Origin of the sequence: Afifella sp. YEN Y35 (assembly GCF_047553465.1) — a bacterium.
In the GTDB taxonomy this organism is placed as follows: Bacteria; Pseudomonadota; Alphaproteobacteria; order Rhizobiales; family Afifellaceae; genus Afifella; species Afifella aestuarii.
Genome location: NZ_CP180203.1, coordinates 1,938,563 through 1,957,283 on the forward strand (window position 1 = coordinate 1,938,563; position 18,721 = coordinate 1,957,283).

Sequence of the window (18,721 nt, forward strand, 5' to 3'; positions counted from 1 at the left end):
GAATGAGGAGCCGAGCACGCCTGCGACATAGCGGCCCGGCTCCGCTGTCAGTCGGTGCTGGCCCGATATTTCTCCGGGACCATGAAGACGACATCGGCACGGCCGTAGCCGCCGTCCGGCACCTCCTCGATCAACACCATCGTATGGGGACGAGCGGCTTCGCCGAAATACTCGGCCAAGAGGTCCGTCGTGCGGTGGATAAGCTCTTCCTTCTGCGCGCGGGTAAGCGCCGCTTGAGGGAGTTTGTAATTGGCAAAAGGCATGATTTTCTCCGTCGTGTTCGGGACTGCGTGGGAGGGAGCGGGCAGCGGTGTCGCCGTCGGCAAATCGGGCCCTAGATCACGCCGCCATTGGCGCGGATCACCTGGCCGTTCACCCAGCCGCTGTCGGTCCCTGCGAGGAAGGAAACAACGTCCGCAATATCCTCAGGTCGCCCGAGCCGGCCGAGGGGGTTCATCCGCGCGATCGCCGCGATCTGGTCGTCGCTCTTGCCCCTGGTAAAAAGCGCCGTCTCGACGGGGCCCGGCGCCACCGCATTGACGGTAATGGCCCGCTGTCCGAGCTCCTTGGCGAGAATATGGGTCAGCGCTTCCGTCGCAGCCTTGGTCGCCGCGTAGATGCCGTAGCTCGGCTGATAGAGGCCGACGACGCTCGACGAGAAGCTGATGATCCGGCCGCCATCGCGCAGCCGCCGGGCGCCCTCCCGCATGCCTCTGACGACACCACCGAGATTGATCGCAATCTGACGTTCGAAGGCTTCATCGCTGACGTCGGCGATCGGTGCCAGCTCCATGATGCCGGCGTTGTTCACGAGAATATCGGCCTGTCCAAATGCCTGTTCGGCGGCGTCGAAGAGGCTTTGAAGCCCCTCCGCCGAGGCGACATCCGCCTGCACGGCAAGGGCCTTGCCTCCGGCCCCCTCGATGTCACCGACAAGACGCTCCGCCGACGCGCGGCTATGGGCGTAGTTCACGATCACGGCTGCGCCGTCCGAGGCGAGCCTTTGCGCGATCGCCGCGCCGATTCCTTTCGAGGCACCGGTCACGATGGCCACACGCGGCTTGTGGTCGGTCATTGCTGTCTCCTTCGCATTTCATTGTAGCGACGGAGATAAGCTTTCTGTCGGCGGGAATAATCGCCTCTATCTTGCCATCAGAATTCATTTATGGCGAACAATAGGCATGGACCGCTTCGACAGTATGCGCCTCTTCGTCCGCGTGGTGGAGCGTGGGAGCTTCACCGCCGCAGCGGCGGATCTCGAAATTCCGCGCTCGACCGCGACGTCAGCCATCAAGCAGCTCGAGGCCGCGCTCGGAGCACGCCTTCTCGAGCGCAGCACGCGCCACGTTGCGCCGACGCTCGACGGAGAGGATTATTACCGCCGCTGTGTCGCCATTCTCGCCGATATCGAGGAAGCCGAGGGGCTCCTGCGCGATACGAGGCCACGCGGAACGCTCCGCATCGACGCCCATCCAAGGCTCACGCGGACCTTCATCCTGCCTGGACTTCCGGAGTTCCTCGCGCGCTATCCGCTGATCGACATTCATCTTGGACAAAGCGACCGACTGGTCGACCTTGTGCGTGAGGGGGTGGATTGCGCCATCCGAGCAGGCGAATTGCCGGACAGCGGCCTGATCGCGCGGCGTCTCGCCACGCTCGACGAGATCACCGTCGCAAGTCCCGGATATCTCGAGCGGCATGGCGTGCCAACTTCCCCCGCTCAGCTCGATGGCCATCTCATGATCGGCTTCGTCTCGTCGCGCACCCGCGAAATTCTGCCGCTCGAATTCACGGTCGAAGGCCGGCTCGTTCACAAGACGTTGCCGGCCCGCGTGACCTGCAACAATTCCGATACGATGGCGGAACTCGCACGCCTCGGCCTCGGTCTGATTCAAGCGCCACGCTATCGCTTCGCCGAGGATCTCGCCGCAGGCCGGCTCGTGGAGGTGCTGGCGGAGACACCCCCATCGGCGACGCCGATCTCCGCGCTCTATCCACACAACCGGCAAATGGCACCGCGCCTGCGCGTCTTTCTCGATTGGGTGAGCGAGGCCTTCGCAAAGATCCACGTCTGAAGCGAGCACGGATCCTGCGGCCGACCGCCGAGCGGACGGTTACAACCGGCCTATTTCTTTTCCAGGAGAAGCGTGCCCGTCTTCTTCAGCCGGCCCTGCACCTTGTCGGCGATCGCCGCCAGGAACCAGGGCAGATCGACCTCGATGCGCACCACCTCTTCGAAGACATCGACGCGGCCGGAAATCTTCTGACCCATCGTCGCCGCATCGAAATAGAGCCTCTCGCCCTCCCAGCGTTCCTCGAACTGCAAGACGCGGCCGATCCCCATATCGTCGCGCACACGATCAAAGCCCTTTTCCAAGCGACGTTTGGCCTCTTCGCGGCCGAGCTTATGCGGAATATTGACGGTGACGGGCGTGGACATCTTCTCTCCTCGAAGGAATTTCGCCTGGATGTGGTGGCTCGTGGACTGGAAGACAACTTGGCGTGCGAGCAACCGCCGAAATCGTCACAGCCCGCCCCTCTCGGGCGAGCCTGGAAGAGGATGCGGGGATAGAGGACGGAAGCATGCAGTCTGAGAAGAAGACCGCCATCGTCATCGGCGCGGGCGTTGTGGGCATCGCCGCCGCGATCTGGCTGCAACGCCGCGGCCTCGACGTCCTCCTCATCGACCGCGAAGGCCCCGCGGCCGGCGCCTCCTTCGGCAATGCGGGTCTCCTCGCCTCGTCGGCCGTCGTGCCCGTCACGGAGCCTGGCCTGCCCCTCAAAATGCCGGGCATGATCTTGAACCCGGACAAGCCCGTCTTCCTGCGCTGGCCGCATCTGCCGAAGGCCATGCCCTTCTTCCTCCGCACGCTTCGGATGTGCACGCAGCAGAAGACCGAAGAGATTGCAGCAGCCCTGGCCGGGATCATTTCCGACAGCCTGGAGCAGCATCAGGCGCTCGCCGAGGGAACCGGCGCGGAGGGTTTCGTCGTGCCGTGCGAATATCTCTACGCCTATAAGAGCCGCAGTGATTTCGAAGCCTCCGCCTTCGGCTTCGAGCTCCGCCGCAGGCATGGTTTCACCTGGCGTGAGCTCGACAACGCCGAACTCCACCGCCGCGAAACGCTGCTCGCGCCTGACATCACCTTCGGCGTCGCCTTTCCGAACCACGGCTATATCCGCGATCCCGGCCGTTACGTGGAGGCGCTCGCAGCCCATTTTGTGGCCTCCGGCGGGCGCATCGTCACGGCGGACGTCACCGACATCGTGCGCGAAAACGGTCGCGTCGCGGGCGTGCGCGCCGGTGGCGACATGTTCGCCTGCGATGCTTGCGTGCTGGCGGCCGGCATCTGGTCCGGGCCGCTTGGCAGATCGCTCGGCATGCGTGTGCCGATGGAGAGCGAGCGCGGCTACCACATCGAGATCGAAGCGCCAGACGAGACGCTCAAAGGCCCGGTGATGATCGCCGCCGGCCAGTTCGTCGCGACACCGATGACGGGGCGCATCCGGCTTGCGGGCGTCGTCGAATTCGGCGGGCTCGAGGCACCGCCGGACGAAAAGATCTTCGATTTCATCCGCCGGGTCGGAAAGGTGGCTTTGCCGGATCTCCCCTGGCGCGAGAGCGGGCAGTGGATGGGCCACCGCCCGGCACCGGCCGATTCCATTCCCTTGATCGGCGAGTTTCCGGCCGCGCGCGGCGTCTATGCCGCCTTCGGCCACCACCATCTCGGCCTGACGGGCTCGGCGAAGACCGGGCGTCTCATCGCCGATCTCATCACCGGCCACGCACCCAATATCGACCTCACGCCTTACCGGCCCGACCGGCCCTGAGGCGCGCTCACTCGGCGACGGGGTCGTGGCGGAAGTGGAATTCCGTGACCTGGCGATAGGTCTCACCCGGCCGCAAAACAGCGCTCGGAAAGCCCTCGTGGTTCGGCGCGTCCGGCCAAAGCTGCGGCTCCAGACAAAGCCCGGCATGCGCGCCGTAAGGACGACCTTCGAGGCCCTTCACCGGCAGATCGAGCTTGTAGCCGTCATAGAGCTGGATGCCCGGCTCTGTCGTCCACACCTGCATCTCCAGTTCGCCGTTGTCGTTCCAGACGCTGGCGGCATGGCGCGGATCCTCGTGGCGGTGCTCGGCCAGACAGAAATTGGCATCATAAACCGTCTTCTCCGAACCGCGCCGCTCGGCGATCTTCGCCCGCTTTCTGAAATCGTAGGGCGTCCCCTCGACACCACGCACCTCGCCCGTCGGGATCTCGTTTTCGTTCGCCGGCAGATAGGCTTGGGCCGGGATCATCAGAGCGTGATTCAAAATGTCGTCTGCGCCGGAGAGGTTGAAATAAGAATGGTGCAGAAGGTTCAGAAGCGTCGGCTCGTCGGTGCGGCCGAGATAAGTGATGCGCAGCGTCGCCGGCGGCAAAAGCTCGAAGCGGCAGGTGACCTCGACCGTCCCCGGATAGCCGGATTCCCCGGCGCGCGAGACGAGACCGAGAATGACGCTCGTCTCGTCATGGCTCATGATGCGCCAGGGACGACGTCCAAAACTCGCCTTGCCGCCATGCAGGTGATTGGGCGGATCATTGACGTCGAGCTCGATCTCGCGCCCGTCGAGGGTGAAACGTCCGCCGGCAATGCGGTTGCCGACGCGCCCCGCCGTCGCACCCAGAAAGGCGTTCGTGTTCAGATACCCGTCGAGGTCGCAGAAGCCGAGCACAAGCGGATGCGGCATGTGCAGCAATCTGAGATCGCGCAAGATCGCGCCATAGGTGATGATGTCGGCCGACAATTCGCCCGCGGCGATCGTCACCGCCTCGATGGTCTGCCCCTCTGGCGTCGTTCCGAAAACCCGTCTCGTCCCGGCGGCTTCCATGGCGCGTCTTCTTTCTGCTGGCGTTTCTCCCTCGCCGGCTATGACAGTCCGAAAGCATCGGTTCAAGGTGCCGGGAGGAAGCATCCCTTTCCCGATCCAATCACGTCCTAAAGGCTCGAGGAACGAACGCGCCGCCTAGCGGGGCTCGGGTGCATCCGGTTGCCGCCGACAGAGACGATGCTGCGGCGTCCGTCCGCTCAGGCGGGAATGGCGGACCGGCGTGTCGTCGACGTCAGATGCTCGACGATCGTCAGAAGATCGTTCTCGCCAAACGGCTTGGACAGATGATCGACCTCGCCGAAATCGCTGCGCACGTCGTCCAATTCGTCACCGGAGCAGATGCAATAGGGGATGCGGCGGGCGCTCAGCCGGGCTGCGACCGAGGTGCTCAGCCTGTGCTCCACATTCGCGTCGAGGATGGCGACATCGATCGCCTCGGTGTCGGCGAGGCGCATGGCGTCGTCGAGCGAGGCGGCGGGACCGACGACTTCGTGGCCCGCATCTTCCAACAAGAGCTTCATCGTACCGGCGATCATCGCCTCATCGTCGAGCACGAGAACGCGCAGTTTCCGCGCGCCTGCCTGCACGCCCAGCATCCTGGGCCTCCCTTATCGATTATCCGGCCATCCTCCGATGAGACAACCGGTGCTTGAGAGGCATGGTACTCGAACAACGCCGCCCGCGACAATATTTTCGGGATCCCGGGGAAATGCAGCAAACGCCGCTTTCACCGGCCGCGAATTTATAATCACACCAAAGTGAAGTCCTGCCAGAGGTCGGAAAACGCAAAGGCAGAGCTCACTTCGCTGCGGCAAAACTCGATAAAACTCGCCAAGACTCGGTGGCCGGACCTCGCTCTAGAACGGTCTAAAGACCGGCCGTCATTGTTTGCTGGCGTATTTTTCGACGAGCGCCTTCGCGTCTTCCACGAGCGCCTTGCCGTCGAAACCTCTCTGCGTCATGTCCGCGATCCACGACGTCTCCACGTCCTTCGCCTTGGTCTTCCAGCGTTCGGTCTCGGCCTCGTCGAGGACGACGATTTCGTTGCCGGCCTCTTCCGCCGCCTTGCGGCCCGGAGCGTCGGCAGCGTCCATGACGCGCCCGGCCCAGGCGGCCACCTCGCGTCCGGAATTGTCGTCGATCACCTTCTTCAGATCGTCCGGCAGGGCCTCATAGGCCGCCTTGTTCATGAGGAAGACGCAGGTCGCGGTATAGAGTGCGCGGTCGCCCGCAAAGGTCGTATGGCTGTCGACGAGCTCGGCGATTTTGAGGGGTCCCGTGACCTCCCAGGGGAGCGCCGCGCCGTCCAAAACGCCACGAGAAAGTGCCTCCGGCACCACCGGAACCGGCATGCCGACCGGAACGGAACCCAGCGTTTCCAAAAGCTTGGTGACCATGCGTGTCGACCCGCGCAGCTTCAGCCCCTGCATGTCCTCCAGCTTGTGCACGCCCTTCCCCTTGAGATGCAGGAGGCCCGGGCTGTGCACGTGCACGGTGATGACCTTGAAGTCCTTGTACTCGTCCTGAAGGTGCTTCTCGTAGAAATCGTAGAAGGCTCGGGAGGTCGTCTCACCATCGACCGGAAGGAAGGGAAGCTCGAAGGCCTCCGTCTTCGGAAAGCGGCCGGGCGTGTAGCCCGAGAGCGTCCAGATGATGTCGACGACACCGTCGCGCGCCTGGTCGATCAAGGCGGGAGGTTTGCCGCCGAGCTGCATCGACGGATAAAGCTCAAAGGCGATCCTGCCATCCGACTCCTTCGTCACCTTGTCCGCCCACGGCTTGATGAAATCGGCCGGGATCGAGGCCTGCGCCGGCAAGAACTGATGGATCTTGAGGGTGACCTCCTGCGCCGCGGCGGATGCCGAAAACCCCAGCGCCACAGCAAGCCCCAAACACACAGCGCGAAGCATGTCGTCCTCCCGTTTTCTTCTTTCCTTCCAGCGACGCCGGACGGGGCCGAAAGGATCGCATCGCGCCCTGAATGGCAACCGGATTTGGCCGCTGAAAACAGGGTAACGCCGAAAAACACAATTAAAACGAGGTCCGCCAATTGGGGCGGGATAAAGCGCGCCACAACTCCTTGTTGAAATTCTGGCCGTTTTTTGGCATAAGAGAATCGATCTTTGGTTGGTAGCGTCGATCTATTCGATCCCTCCTCCCGTCGATCTGTTCCGAGCCCCTTGCCGCCAGATCCCCCCTGGCGGCATTTTTTTGGCCGATGTCTGGCTGCAGCCGGAAAGCAGATTTCGGACAATCCAGCCTCCCCACACCATCGCTCAGACATCCGAAGCTCTTTGCGCAGAAGGCAACGCCTGGTGGAGTGTCGCCCGACCCGCGCCGCCGGTTTGCCAATCTCGGCCGCCCCGAAATCGCGCTTGTATCAGCCGTCCGTTCGATTATATCGCGCCCGAGCATGTATCGAACGAGAATAGGTCGCGCGTGAACGTCAGAACTTTGTGCCTGGCAATTCTCTTCGCCGGGGAAGCCACAGGCTACGAAATCAAGAAGCTCTCCACCGAGGGCGAATACGCCTATTTCGTCGATGCGAGCTTCGGCTCGATCTACCCTGCTCTCGACCGGCTGGAGCGCGAAGGTTTCGTCACCTGCCGCAAAGAGGACGAGCCGGGGAAACCGTCACGAAAGGTCTATGCCATTACGGATGCGGGGCGGGCCCATTTCGTCGACAGCCTCTTCGACCTTCCTGCGCCCGACGTCTTTCGTTCGGAGTTTCTCCTCGTCGTCATGCACGCCGACATTCTCCCAAAGCCTGTCATGCGCCGCGCAATCGACAATCGCATCGAGCAGATCGAGGCCGACATCTCGAAATTGCGGCAGATCGCGCAAGGCACTCACAGCGGCGGCCCGCAATGGGCGATCGATTACGGCCTCGACTGCATGGAACACGCCCTCGCCTATCTGCATGCCCATCGCGACGAGCTTGAAAACTGTTCCGATCTCGGCACGGCGTCCGATCCCTCGCAGCCCGGCACCTCGCGGCATGCCGCGCGCATCGCGGCGGAGTAGATAAATGCGCATCCGCTTCTCCTACGTCCTCGCCACCGCGCTCGCCGTCGGCATCTCGGTCTACATGCTGAGCGGCACGATCATCGTCGGCGGCGAACCCAAAGATCCGCCCGACAGCATCGCCGAGAGGGAAAAGGCGGGCGCTTCCGAACTCGTCAAAGTCCAGGTGGAACGGCACGTCGCCCAGGAGCGCACGTCGCGCCTTGAAATTCGCGGGCGCACATCCGCCGATCACCTCGTCGAGGTGAAAGCCCAGACCGGCGGCATCGTCGAAGAGCGCCCCATCGAAAAGGGCAAGAGCGTCAAGCCGGGCGACCTTCTCTGCGTCATCGAGCGAGGGGCCAGACGTGCCCAGCTCGCCCAGGCGCGCGCGCAACTTGAACAGGCGAAGGTCGATCTCGAAGCGCAGCAGGCTCTGGCCGGCAAAGGCTATACGGCGAAAAACCAGATTCCGGCCCTCAAGGCCTCCGTCGATGCCGCCCAGGCGCGCGTCGAAGAGGCCGAACTGGAGCTGCAACGCACGGAAGTGCGCGCCCCGATCGGCGGTGTCATCCAGGACCCGATCGCCAATGTCGGCGATGTCGTAGCCCTCGGCGGCACCTGCGCCACCATCATAGATGCCGATCCGATGAAGGTCATCGGCCAGGTCGCCGAGCAGGAGATCGGCCATGTGAAGGTCGGGCAGAGGGCCGACATCACGCTCATCTCCGGCGAAACCCGCGAGGGCAAGGTCAGCTACATTGCACCGTCAGCCGACGAGGAGACGCGCACCTTCCGCATCGAGATAACGATGGCCAATGCCGATCGCTCGGTCCGCGACGGTCTGACGGCGCGTGCCTCGATCCCGCTCGGAGAAGGTCGGGCACAGCTCCTGTCGCCGTCTTATCTCACCTTGAACGATGCCGGCGAAGTCGGCGTCCGCACCGTCGATGCCGACAATGTCGTGCATTTTCTGCCGGTGGAAATCATCGCACCGGCGGATGAAGGCGTATGGGTGAGCGGCCTTCCCGACGAGGTCGACATCATCACGGTCGGCCAGGAATATGTCGTCGGCGGGCAGAAGGTGGAGGCGATGGGGCCGAAGAGTGCGGCCATGAAACCCTCGACATCCGACACGGCGAGTGCCGCGGGGGCCCTTCGATGATCTCTCTTCTCGAGGGCATCCTGAGGCGGCCGCGCACGGTCATCACCTTGATGCTCGTGTCGCTTCTTGCCGGCATCGCCGCCTATCAGGCGGTGCCGAAGGATGCCAATCCCGACATCGACATCCCGGTCTTCTATGTGTCCGTCGTGCAGCAGGGCGTCTCGCCGGAGGATGCCGAACGGCTTCTGGTGCGCCCGCTCGAAAAGCAATTGCGGGGCCTCGACGGCCTCAAAGAGCTGACGGCCATCGCCTCGGAAGGCCATGCCGCCGTCGTTCTCGAATTCAACGTCGATTTCGACAAGGACAGGGCGCTCGCCGATATTCGCGCCAAGGTCGATCAGGCGCAGGCGGATCTGCCCTCCGAGGCCGAAGAGCCTCTCATCGTCGAGACCAATTTCGCGCTCGTTCCCACGATCACCGTGGCGATCTCCGGCAACGTGCCGGAGCGAACGCTCGTCAAGCTCGCCGAAAAGCTGCAAGACGAGATCGAGAGCATCTCGACGGTTCTGCGCGCCGACATCAACGGCAACCGCGAGGAAGTGCTCGAGGTCGTCATCGACATGGCGAAGCTGCAATCCTACGACATCACGCAGGAAGAGCTTCTCAACGCGCTCAGCGCCAACAACCAGCTGATCCCGGCGGGCTTCCTCGATACGGGCCGTGGCCGCTTCTCCGTCAAAGTGCCGGGACTGATCGAATCGGCGGCCGACGTCTATTCGCTTCCGATCAAGCAGAAGGACGAAGGCGTCGTCACGCTGGGCGACGTCGCCACGATCAAGCGCACTTTCAAGGACGCCACCAATTTCACCCGCGTCGACGGCGAGCCGGCCATCGCGATCAACGTCGTCAAACGTCTCGGCACCAACGTCATCGAGAACAACGACAGCGTCCGCGAGGTCGTCGCCGCGGCGACCAAAGACTGGCCCAAGAGCGTCCAGATCCACTACCTGCTCGACCAGTCGAGCTTCATCTACGAGGTGCTGGGCTCTCTACAATCGTCCATTATGACGGCGATCCTTCTCGTCATGATCGTGGTGCTCGCAACCCTCGGCCTCCGCTCCGCTCTCCTCGTCGGCCTCGCCATCCCGACCTCCTTCATGATCGGTTTTCTGATCGTCGGCCTCGTCGGCATGACGGTGAACATGATGGTGATGTTCGGCCTCGTCCTCACCGTCGGCATGCTCGTCGACGGGGCGATCATCATCGTCGAATACGCCGACCGGAAGATCGAAGAGGGCATGGACAAGCAGGAGGCCTATATCCGGGCCGCCAAGCTCATGTTCTGGCCGATCGTCTCGTCGACCGCGACGACGCTCGCAGCCTTCCTGCCGATGCTTCTGTGGCCCGGCGTCTCCGGCGAATTCATGAGCTATCTGCCGATCATGGTGATCATCGTGCTGTCCGCCTCGCTGGTGACGGCGATGATTTTCATGCCGGCGACCGGCGGCTTCGTGGCAGGCGTCGCCGATTGGATGGCACCACGCGCCGCGGGCCTGCTCGCCATCACCGCGGGCCTCGCCGCCGCCGTCATCACCCTTCTCCTCGTATCGCAGCCGCTCGCAGCCGCTCTCTCCGGCATGCCACAGATGGCCGTAACGGCGCTCGGTCTTCTGTTCGCGCTCGTCCTCGGTGGTGTCGTCTTCTGGGCTTCGCGCGGCCTTGCCCGCCGCATCGTGCGTTTTCGCCGCGCGCATTCCCATCCGAGCACTGCCGCCCACCTGTCCGCCGAAGCCGATCTCGATCCGGAGAAAGTCCCGGGTTTCACGGGCGCCTATGTGCGCTTCCTGCACGGGCTCACGGGCTCGCTCGTCGGCAATGTCGCCGTCATCCTCGTCATGGCCGGGCTGATCGTTTCGATCTTCGTCGGCTTTGCGCGCCACAACCAGGGCGTGGAGTTCTTTGTCGACGAGGAGCCGGACGTCACGACCGTTCTCGTCTCCGGGCGCGGCAATCTTTCCGCCAACGAGGCGCTCGCACTCGTCTCGCAGGTCGAGGCCGTCGTGCTCGATCTGCCGGGCGTGGAAAGCGTCGTCACCAACGCCTATCCGAACGGTGGCGGCGGCGGCGAGAGCCTCGACGGGGTGAGCGACAAGCCGGAGGATCTCATCGGGGAGCTCAATCTTGAACTTCTCGATTTCTCAGAGCGCCGCCCCTGGCAGGAAATGGAGGCGGAGCTGCGCCGGCGCACAGCGTCGATCCCTGGCATCAAGGTCGAACCGCGGCGCATTGAAGGCGGCCCGCCGACCGGCAAGGACATCAATCTCCAAATCACCGCTCCGAATTACGACCAGGTGCTCGCCACAACGCGGCAGGTGCGCGCCGAATTCGACCAGTTTCCGGGTCTCCTCGACGTGGAGGACGACACGCCGCTTCCCGGCATCGAATGGGAATTGACGATCGACCGTGAAGAGGCCGGCCGTTTCAACGCCGGCATCGCCTCCGTCGGATCGATGATCCAGCTCGTCACCAACGGCGTTCTCATCGGCAAGTACCGTCCCGACGACGCCGACGACGAGCTCGATATCCGCGTACGCCTGCCGGAGGACCAGCGCTCACTCGACCGGCTCGACCAGCTGCGCCTCAGAACAACGAACGGCCAGGTGCCGATCGCCAATTTCGTCACCCGGGAAGCAAAGCCGAAAGTCTCCTCCATCACCCGCAAGGACGGGCTTTACGCCATGAGCGTGAAGGCCGCGGTCGACAAGACGGACGGCGCCACGGTCGACGGCAAGGTCGGAGAGATTCAGGCCTGGCTCGACAAGCAATCCTGGCCGGACGGGGTGCATTTCCGCTTCCGCGGCGCCGACGAGGATCAGGCGGAGGCCGAGGCCTTTCTCGGCAAGGCGTTTGCCGCTTCGCTGTTTCTGATGGCGCTCATCCTGATCACCCAGTTCAATTCGTTCTGGCAGACGGGGATCACGCTTCTGACCATCATCCTCGCAGCAGCGGGCGCCCTTATCGGCATGGTCATCACCGGGCAGAAGCTCTCCGTCATCATGACGGGAACGGGCATCATGGCGCTCGCCGGCATCGTGGTGAACAACGCCATCGTCCTGATCGACACCTACAACCGCATGCGCTCAGAAGGGGTCGAGCCACAGGAGGCCATCCTGAAGACCGCGGCGCAGCGCCTCAGGCCGATCCTGCTCACCACGATCACCACCATCGCCGGCCTCATCCCGATGGCGACGCAGGTGAATTTCGACTTCTTCAACCGCATCGTCGCGGTTGGCTCGATCACCTCGGTTTGGTGGGTGCAATTGTCCACGGCCGTCATCTCCGGCCTCGCCTTCTCCACCGTCCTCACCTTGATCCTGGTGCCGGTGCTGCTTGCGCTGCCGATCAATCTCGCCCGCTTGTTCAAAAGGAATGAGGCGGAGGCGACGAGATCACCCGCGGCGCAGGAAGAGCTTCCCCTCGCCCCGGCACGGCCAAGGCGCAAGCGCAAGCCCGGAGACACGGGCAGCTATTCTCTCCCCGATGCGGCAGAGTGAGAGATGAACAACGGATAGAGACGGCAAGGATTTTGCGAGGGACCCGGGCGACGGTCCGCAAAAACGCTGAAGAGGCGGGCTGGAACAGACCGCCTCGTAGGAGATCGCTCGCCGTCGATCTCACGGGCGACTTCTTTAGTCTTTCGGGCTTTGTCCCTCGCCCGCTGCCGGCCGTTCAGCACCCCCGACAGACCCGTTCTCGCCGTGATGGCCGCTGAAGGCGCGGCGGCGCTGCTCGAAGCGTTTCCAGGCGAAGGGCAGATGCGCGAGATAGAGGATCGCGCCGATCGCCAGAACGGACCACGTGTAGCTCACCAGGAGGGCGATCACGAAGACGCTGACGACGAGAACCGGGAGGACGGATTCGCGCGGGATCGCCGTGCCGATCTTTTTGCCGGACAGCGTCGGCAGGCGGCTCACCATCAAAAGCCCGATCGCCACCGTGTAGATGGCCACCAGAATGGCGGCGCCGTCCGGAACCGGCAGCCCAATCTTCCACAAGGTGAGAGGCAGGAGCACCGTGACGGCACCGGCTGGCGCCGGAACGCCCACAAAAAACTCGGAATGCCAGGCGGGCGGCTGCTCTCCAACGAGCGCCGCGTTGAAGCGCGCCAGACGCAGCGCTCCGCAGATGGCGAAGATGAGTGCGGCGATCCAACCGAGCGAGCCGAGCTCGTCCATACGCCAGGAATAGAGAATGATGGCCGGGGCGACGCCGAAATTGACGAAATCGGCGAGCGAATCGAGCTGCGAGCCGAAATCGGATTGCGAACGCAAAAGCCGCGCCACGCGGCCGTCCACCCCATCGAGAATGGCGGCCAGGATGATGGCGCCGATGGCCAGCTCAAAGCGGCCTTCGACGCCCATCCTGATCGCCGTCAACCCCGCGCAAAGCGCGAGGAGCGTGACAATGCTGGGCAACATGACCCGGAACGGGACCGGGCGCGCCCTCAGCCGGCGCCTTCGCCTTCTACGACGGGCGGGGTCGACCGGCAGGAATAACCTCATACCGCCGGCGGCGTCGTTGTGCCGACACCCGGTTCGACCGGGGCGCGGGCAATCGCTGTGCCGAGGCGCGCAATCACCGTTTCACCGGCGATGGCCCGCTGACCCGGCTTGCAGACAACCTCTGCACCGGCCGGCAGGTACACATCGAGGCGCGAGCCGAAACGGATCATGCCAATGCGGTCACCCGCCTTGAGCACCACGCCTTCGTTCGTCCAGCAGACGATGCGCCGGGCGATAAGGCCCGCGATCTGCACCACACCGACATCCTGGCCACCGGCATCGACGAGAAGCGAGTTGCGCTCGTTCTCTTCGCTCGACTTGTTGAGGTCGGCGTTGACGAATTTTCCGGGCTTGTAGGCGATGCGCGTGATCTTGCCGGAAACCGGCGTGCGGTTCACATGGCAATCGAAGATCGACAGGAACACCGATACCCGCGTCATCGGAACCGTGCCCATTTCGAGCTCGGCCGGCGGGACGGCCTGCGTGACCGGCTCGATACGGCCATCGGCGGGGGACAGGACGAGGCCCTCCCCGTCGGGCGGCACGCGCTCGGGATCGCGGAAGAAGATCACCAGCCAGATCGTCAGGCCGAGAAAGGCCCAGAACAGGAAGCTCGAGATCAGGCCGGCAACGATCGCGATGACAAGCGCGCTGCCAATAAACGGATAGCCCGCCGAATTCACGGCCGGGATCGACTTCTTGATAGTCCGCCAAATTTCCATGGCCACCCCCTTACGTCATTCGGGCCGGATGGTTAAGCCCGCATTGCAAGCTGTCCATGCGGTCGTGTGTAGCGGTGGCCGATTGTCCACACCTCACAGGCTCTCGGCCTCTGGATCGGTACGCAGGCTGGGAAGATAGTCCTCTTCCGAGACACCGCTCTCGCGCAGGCGCTCCGCCGCCTCGTCGGCCTCGCGCTGGCGCGCCCACATATCGGCATAGACGCCGCCGCGCTCCATGAGCTCGATATGGGTGCCGCGCTCCACCACTTCGCCCGCCTGCAGCACCAAAATCTGATCGGCCGAGACGACGGTCGACAGGCGGTGCGCGATGACCAAAGTCGTGCGGTTCTGCGAAACGCGGTCGAGCGCCGTCTGGATATCCTGCTCGGTTGCCGTGTCGAGTGCCGAGGTCGCCTCGTCGAGAATGAGGATCGGCGGTCCTTTCAGGATGGTGCGGGCAATCGCCACACGCTGTTTTTCACCGCCCGAAAGCTTCAGCCCGCGCTCGCCGACCGGCGTGTCGTATCCTTCGGGCAGGCTCTCGATGAAGCCGGCAATCTGCGCCATACGCGCAGCGTCCTTCACCTCGTCGCGGGTGGCGTCGTAACGCCCGCAGCGGATGTTGTAGCCGATCGTGTCGTTGAAGAGGACCGTGTCCTGCGGAACCATGCCGATCGCGGCGCGCACGCTGTCCTGCTCGACGTCGCGCAGATCCTGCCCGTCGATCGTGATGCGGCCGCCGGTGACATCGTAGAAACGAAAGAGAAGCCGCGAGATCGTCGATTTGCCGGCGCCCGATGGCCCGACGATCGCGAGCGTGCCGCCCGCCGGGACTTCGAAGCTGACATTCTTCAGGATCGGGCGTTCCGGGTCGTAGGCGAAGGAGACGTGTTCGAAGGCGATCGCGCCCTCCTCCACACGAAGAGCCGGCGCGTCCTTCTTGTCACGGATCTCCGGATCGACGTCGAGCAGCTGGAACATCGCTTCGATGTCGACGAGACCCTGCTTGATCTCGCGGTAGACGAAACCGATGAAGTTGAGCGGCACGGAAAGCTGCATCAACAGCGCGTTGATCATGACGAAGTCGCCGACCGTCTGCGTGCCCGCCATGACGGCGCGCGCCGACAGGATCATGGAAACCGCCATGCCGATCGAAAAGATCACCGTCTGACCGAAATTGAGCCAGGCGAGCGACGTCCAGGTCTTGGTCGCGGCCGTTTCGTAACGGCTCATGGCGCCGTCGAAACGCTCCGTCTCCATGGCTTCATTGCCGAAATATTTGACGGTCTCGAAGTTGAGAAGCGAATCGATCGCCTTGGAATTGGCGTCCGTGTCGGAATCGTTCATCTCGCGGCGAATGGAGATGCGCCAGTCGCTCGCCCGCACCGTGAAGACCACATAGGCCCACAGCGTCACGGCGATGATCACCACATAGACCCAGGAGAAATTGTACCAGATCACCGCGGCCGTCAGCGCGAACTCGATCACCGTCGGCACGGAATTCAGGATCGTGAAGCGCACGATCGTCTCGATGCCCTTGGTGCCGCGTTCGATCACCCGAGACAGGCCGCCGGTGCGACGCGCCAGATGGAAGCGCAGCGAGAGCTGATGCAGATGCCGGAAGGTCTTCCAGGCGAGCTGACGGACGGCATGCTGGCCGACACGCGCAAACAAGGCATCGCGCATCTGGTTGAAGGCGACCGTCAGGATACGACCGAAATTGTAGGCGACGACGAGCATCACCGGCGCCACCAGAAAGGCCGGCAGATAGGCGGGCCCACCGCCTTCGCCGGCCAACGCATCCGTCACCCATTTGAAGGCGTAGGGCACGAGGACGGTGATGACCTTGGCCGCGAGCAGCGCCAGCACGGCCCACAGCACCCGCTTCTTCAGATCGGGGCGGTCGGCCGGCCACATATAGGGCCAGAGATTGCGCAGGGTGTGAAAGGTATGGCCGCGCGCAGCCGAAATGCGCGGCTGGCCGGCAGGCGTATTGGCGTCGGACATCGTGTGATCGGGTTGGGCCACCACCGATTGGCGGGCGGCGTTCGTTCTGAGGACGGCTCATATAGGCCGGATCATGCAGAGGTCCAACCAGGGGCGCGTCTTTGGCAGCGATTGCTCAGCTACGCGCGCGCAGTGCGCCGACCTCGTCCTTCCCAGAGACTAGCCGGCGCCGTCTGCCGCTCCGTCCCAGCTCTTATCGCGCGTCGGGAGAGTGAAAACCTGACCTGGATAGATGAGATCGGGATTGCGGATCTGGTCCTTGTTCGCCGCATAGATCGTCGTGTAGCGAATGCCCTGCCCGTAATTGCGGCGCGACAGCGTCCATAGATTGTCGCCGCGGCGGATGATGATGGAGCGCGGCGCGGCAAGTTCGCCGTCCACGGCAACCGACCCGCCGCTCGCGGTTCCAGCCGCCGGAACCAAAGCCCCATCTTCGAGGGTCCGCGTGAACGCCACTTCGGAGCGCGCCGTCACATCAGCGCCGGAGGGGGCCAGCTGATCGGCGCGCACGGCGACCTCGCCTTCAGTCAGTTCTTTCGGCGACTGCACCACCCAGCGGCCGCCTTCATTGACCTGCGTCTCAGCGAGCGGCGCATTGTCGACATAGACACGCACCGTGGTGCCGGGCTCGCCGGCGCCGGCCACATACATCGTACCGGAGTCGGTTTCGACCGCCTCGACCGCAAGCTCCTGCTGACCGGTGGCGGCAGCCGCGCCGCCCTCTTGCGCGATAGGCCTCGCCCCGGCGGGTGCGCCCTGCTCGTCGCGCCCGTGCTCTTTTGGGGCGCCCGCATCTCCGGTCTCGGAAGAGCCGCGCGCAACAGGATTGTCGGCATCGTCCAAAGAGGCGGACGCGATTTGCTCGTCTTCATCTGTTGCTTCGCCACCGGCCGTCGGGCGGGGCGCCACCAGAACCTCGCTTGCCCGGCCGGGCGCCTCGGCGACGACCAGAACATCGCCCTCCGGCGTTTCGGGCACCACGATCGCAACGCGCTCTTCCGCCTCTTCGGTGGATCCGCCCTCTTCCTGTGTCACGCGGAGGCTGAGATCGTGGCTGCCGGGTGCAAGCGGCCGTTCCGGAACGGCAACGAAGGAGCCTGCGGCATTGGCTTTCGCGGAGGCGACGACCTTGCCGTTGGAAAGAACTTCGACACGTGCATTCGGATGCGCACGGCCGGCGATCACCGCCTCACCCGTCGGCTCGACACGCACCACATCGAAGCCAATGCCGTCTTGCGTCTCGGAGGCTTTGCCCGAGAGGGTTCCGGTCAAACCGAGCGGCGAAGCCGCTGAGGGAGACGTGGCCTCCCCTTCGCCGGTCGATGCGACGGCGCTTTCCTTGTCCGCCTTGTCACCCGGAGGATTTTGGAGCCCTGCGCCTTCGCTGGTGTCCTGCCTAGCCACGTCTGTCGCCCGCCCCGCCTCGCCTGGGAGCGCGCCTTCAAGCGATTGATGCACGAACAAGGCCCCAGCGCCGAGCGCGATGAGGCCGGCGAGCACGGCAGCAAGGACGATATGCGGTGACGGCATGGCGGCGTTCCCGGCTTCGCACAAAAGCACAGCCGCCCCCCGCGGCGCACTTCGGCGAAGCTTATCCTTACGGAGGAAAGCTATGGTCAACAAGACGTTGCCGGCTTCTTGTCCGGGACGACGACGATCACGCGCGTCTCTGATGCGTGATCACGGACATCCCTGACGCCAATTGCAAGCTAACGGTCTTGCCAGAAACGCAAGCCACGGCGCGATGCGCTTGACGGTTTCCTCCGCCGGTGCAAAGCGGGACATATGAGCAAACTCGAAAATGTCTGCGTTTACTGCGGCTCGGCCCCCGGCCGCGAACCTTCCCATGCGGAAGCCGCTCGTGCCTTCGGGCGCATCCTGGCGGAAGAGAACATCCGCCTCGTCTACGGGGGCGGTTCGGTCGGGCTGATGGGCACGCTCGCCCGCTCGGTCCTCGATTGCGGAGGCGCCGTCACGGGCATCATTCCGCAGTTCTTGGAGGAACGGGAACAGCTTTTTGCCGACGTCACCGAGCTCATCCTCACGACGGACATGCACGAGCGCAAGCGCACCATGTTCGAGCGCGCCGACGCCTTCGTCGCCCTGCCGGGCGGGATCGGGACGCTCGAAGAGGTCGTCGAGATGATGACCTGGGCGCAGCTTGGCCAGCATCACAAGCCCGTCCTCGTGGCCAATCTCGGCGGCTTCTGGCAGCCCCTCATCAACCTTCTGGACCATATGCGCGACGAAGGCTTTATTCGGGAAACCTCCGACATCCGCTTCCTGGAGGCAGAAAGCGTCGAGGACATTCTGCCAAGCCTGCGCACGGCGCTCGCCGGCGAAGCGGAAAACGGCGACCGGCAGGCCGCCCATGCGGAGACCGTGCGCCGGATGTGACCGCGCCAAGGGCTTACGCGCCTCGGGCTCCGAGCGTGTCCCTTCGTCGCTC

At 64.0% G+C, this 18,721-nt stretch carries 16 protein-coding genes; 6 read left to right on the plus strand and 10 right to left on the minus strand.

Annotated features, from left to right (window positions below; translation table 11 throughout):
- Nucleotides 1–47 precede the first annotated feature (47 nt).
- The gene (locus ACK8CP_RS09145; protein ID WP_414834083.1) at nucleotides 48–263 is read right to left on the minus strand and encodes a tautomerase family protein; all 216 of its coding nucleotides are present in this window, start codon (nucleotides 261–263) and stop codon (nucleotides 48–50) included.
- A gap of 71 nt (nucleotides 264–334) precedes the next feature.
- Nucleotides 335–1,075, minus strand: a complete 741-nt coding sequence (locus ACK8CP_RS09150; protein ID WP_414834084.1) for an SDR family oxidoreductase — start codon at nucleotides 1,073–1,075, stop codon at nucleotides 335–337.
- Between the two features lie 106 nt (nucleotides 1,076–1,181).
- Here ACK8CP_RS09150 and ACK8CP_RS09155 point away from each other — a divergent pair, with 106 nt between their 5' ends.
- Entirely contained in the window at nucleotides 1,182–2,075 is an 894-nt protein-coding gene (locus ACK8CP_RS09155; RefSeq protein ID WP_414834085.1) for a LysR family transcriptional regulator, read from the plus strand.
- 50 nt (nucleotides 2,076–2,125) lie between these two features.
- On the opposite strand, the gene ACK8CP_RS09160 is transcribed toward ACK8CP_RS09155, so the two are convergent.
- Nucleotides 2,126–2,440, minus strand: a complete 315-nt coding sequence (locus ACK8CP_RS09160; RefSeq protein ID WP_092809856.1) for a polyhydroxyalkanoic acid system family protein — start codon at nucleotides 2,438–2,440, stop codon at nucleotides 2,126–2,128.
- A 143-nt stretch (nucleotides 2,441–2,583) separates the two neighbouring features.
- Here ACK8CP_RS09160 and ACK8CP_RS09165 point away from each other — a divergent pair, with 143 nt between their 5' ends.
- Nucleotides 2,584–3,831, plus strand: coding sequence for an NAD(P)/FAD-dependent oxidoreductase (locus tag ACK8CP_RS09165; RefSeq protein ID WP_414834086.1), 1,248 nt, complete (start codon nucleotides 2,584–2,586; stop codon nucleotides 3,829–3,831).
- 7 nt (nucleotides 3,832–3,838) lie between these two features.
- On the opposite strand, the gene ACK8CP_RS09170 is transcribed toward ACK8CP_RS09165, so the two are convergent.
- The 3 genes from ACK8CP_RS09170 to ACK8CP_RS09180 form a co-directional block, all read right to left on the minus strand.
- Nucleotides 3,839–4,873 (minus strand): aldose epimerase family protein, encoded by a 1,035-nt coding sequence (locus ACK8CP_RS09170; RefSeq protein WP_414834087.1) that lies wholly within the window; start codon nucleotides 4,871–4,873, stop codon nucleotides 3,839–3,841.
- Nucleotides 4,874–5,070: 197 nt separating this feature from the next.
- Entirely contained in the window at nucleotides 5,071–5,469 is a 399-nt protein-coding gene (locus ACK8CP_RS09175; RefSeq protein WP_414834088.1) for a response regulator, read from the minus strand.
- A 285-nt stretch (nucleotides 5,470–5,754) separates the two neighbouring features.
- Nucleotides 5,755–6,783, minus strand: coding sequence for a TRAP transporter substrate-binding protein (locus ACK8CP_RS09180; protein ID WP_414834089.1), 1,029 nt, complete (start codon nucleotides 6,781–6,783; stop codon nucleotides 5,755–5,757).
- A 529-nt stretch (nucleotides 6,784–7,312) separates the two neighbouring features.
- On the opposite strand from ACK8CP_RS09180, the gene ACK8CP_RS09185 reads away from it, so the two are divergent.
- The 3 genes from ACK8CP_RS09185 to ACK8CP_RS09195 are packed head-to-tail and all read left to right on the plus strand — an operon-like array spanning nucleotide 7,313 to nucleotide 12,535.
- On the plus strand, nucleotides 7,313–7,897 hold the full coding sequence (locus ACK8CP_RS09185; RefSeq protein ID WP_414834090.1) for a PadR family transcriptional regulator: 585 nt from the start codon (nucleotides 7,313–7,315) through the stop codon (nucleotides 7,895–7,897).
- A 4-nt stretch (nucleotides 7,898–7,901) separates the two neighbouring features.
- Complete coding sequence (locus ACK8CP_RS09190) at nucleotides 7,902–9,041, plus strand: efflux RND transporter periplasmic adaptor subunit (RefSeq protein WP_414834091.1); 1,140 nt, start codon at nucleotides 7,902–7,904, stop codon at nucleotides 9,039–9,041.
- Nucleotides 9,038–12,535, plus strand: a complete 3,498-nt coding sequence (locus ACK8CP_RS09195) for an efflux RND transporter permease subunit (protein ID WP_414834092.1) — start codon at nucleotides 9,038–9,040, stop codon at nucleotides 12,533–12,535. Before ACK8CP_RS09190 ends, ACK8CP_RS09195 begins: the two co-directional genes overlap by 4 nt.
- 135 nt (nucleotides 12,536–12,670) lie before the next feature.
- Here ACK8CP_RS09195 and pssA read toward each other — a convergent pair whose 3' ends face one another.
- The 4 genes from pssA to ACK8CP_RS09215 form a co-directional block, all read right to left on the minus strand.
- Nucleotides 12,671–13,459, minus strand: coding sequence for a CDP-diacylglycerol--serine O-phosphatidyltransferase (gene pssA / locus ACK8CP_RS09200; protein WP_234630733.1), 789 nt, complete (start codon nucleotides 13,457–13,459; stop codon nucleotides 12,671–12,673).
- Nucleotides 13,460–13,539: 80 nt separating this feature from the next.
- Nucleotides 13,540–14,265, minus strand: a complete 726-nt coding sequence (locus tag ACK8CP_RS09205; protein WP_234630732.1) for a phosphatidylserine decarboxylase — start codon at nucleotides 14,263–14,265, stop codon at nucleotides 13,540–13,542.
- Between the two features lie 93 nt (nucleotides 14,266–14,358).
- A complete protein-coding gene (locus tag ACK8CP_RS09210; protein WP_414834093.1) occupies nucleotides 14,359–16,272 on the minus strand; it encodes an ABCB family ABC transporter ATP-binding protein/permease in 1,914 nt (637 codons plus the stop codon).
- 159 nt (nucleotides 16,273–16,431) lie between these two features.
- Nucleotides 16,432–17,802 (minus strand): LysM peptidoglycan-binding domain-containing protein, encoded by a 1,371-nt coding sequence (locus ACK8CP_RS09215; RefSeq protein WP_414834094.1) that lies wholly within the window; start codon nucleotides 17,800–17,802, stop codon nucleotides 16,432–16,434.
- A 255-nt stretch (nucleotides 17,803–18,057) separates the two neighbouring features.
- Here ACK8CP_RS09215 and ACK8CP_RS09220 point away from each other — a divergent pair, with 255 nt between their 5' ends.
- On the plus strand, nucleotides 18,058–18,669 hold the full coding sequence (locus tag ACK8CP_RS09220) for a TIGR00730 family Rossman fold protein (protein ID WP_234630729.1): 612 nt from the start codon (nucleotides 18,058–18,060) through the stop codon (nucleotides 18,667–18,669).
- Nucleotides 18,670–18,721 lie beyond the last annotated feature (52 nt).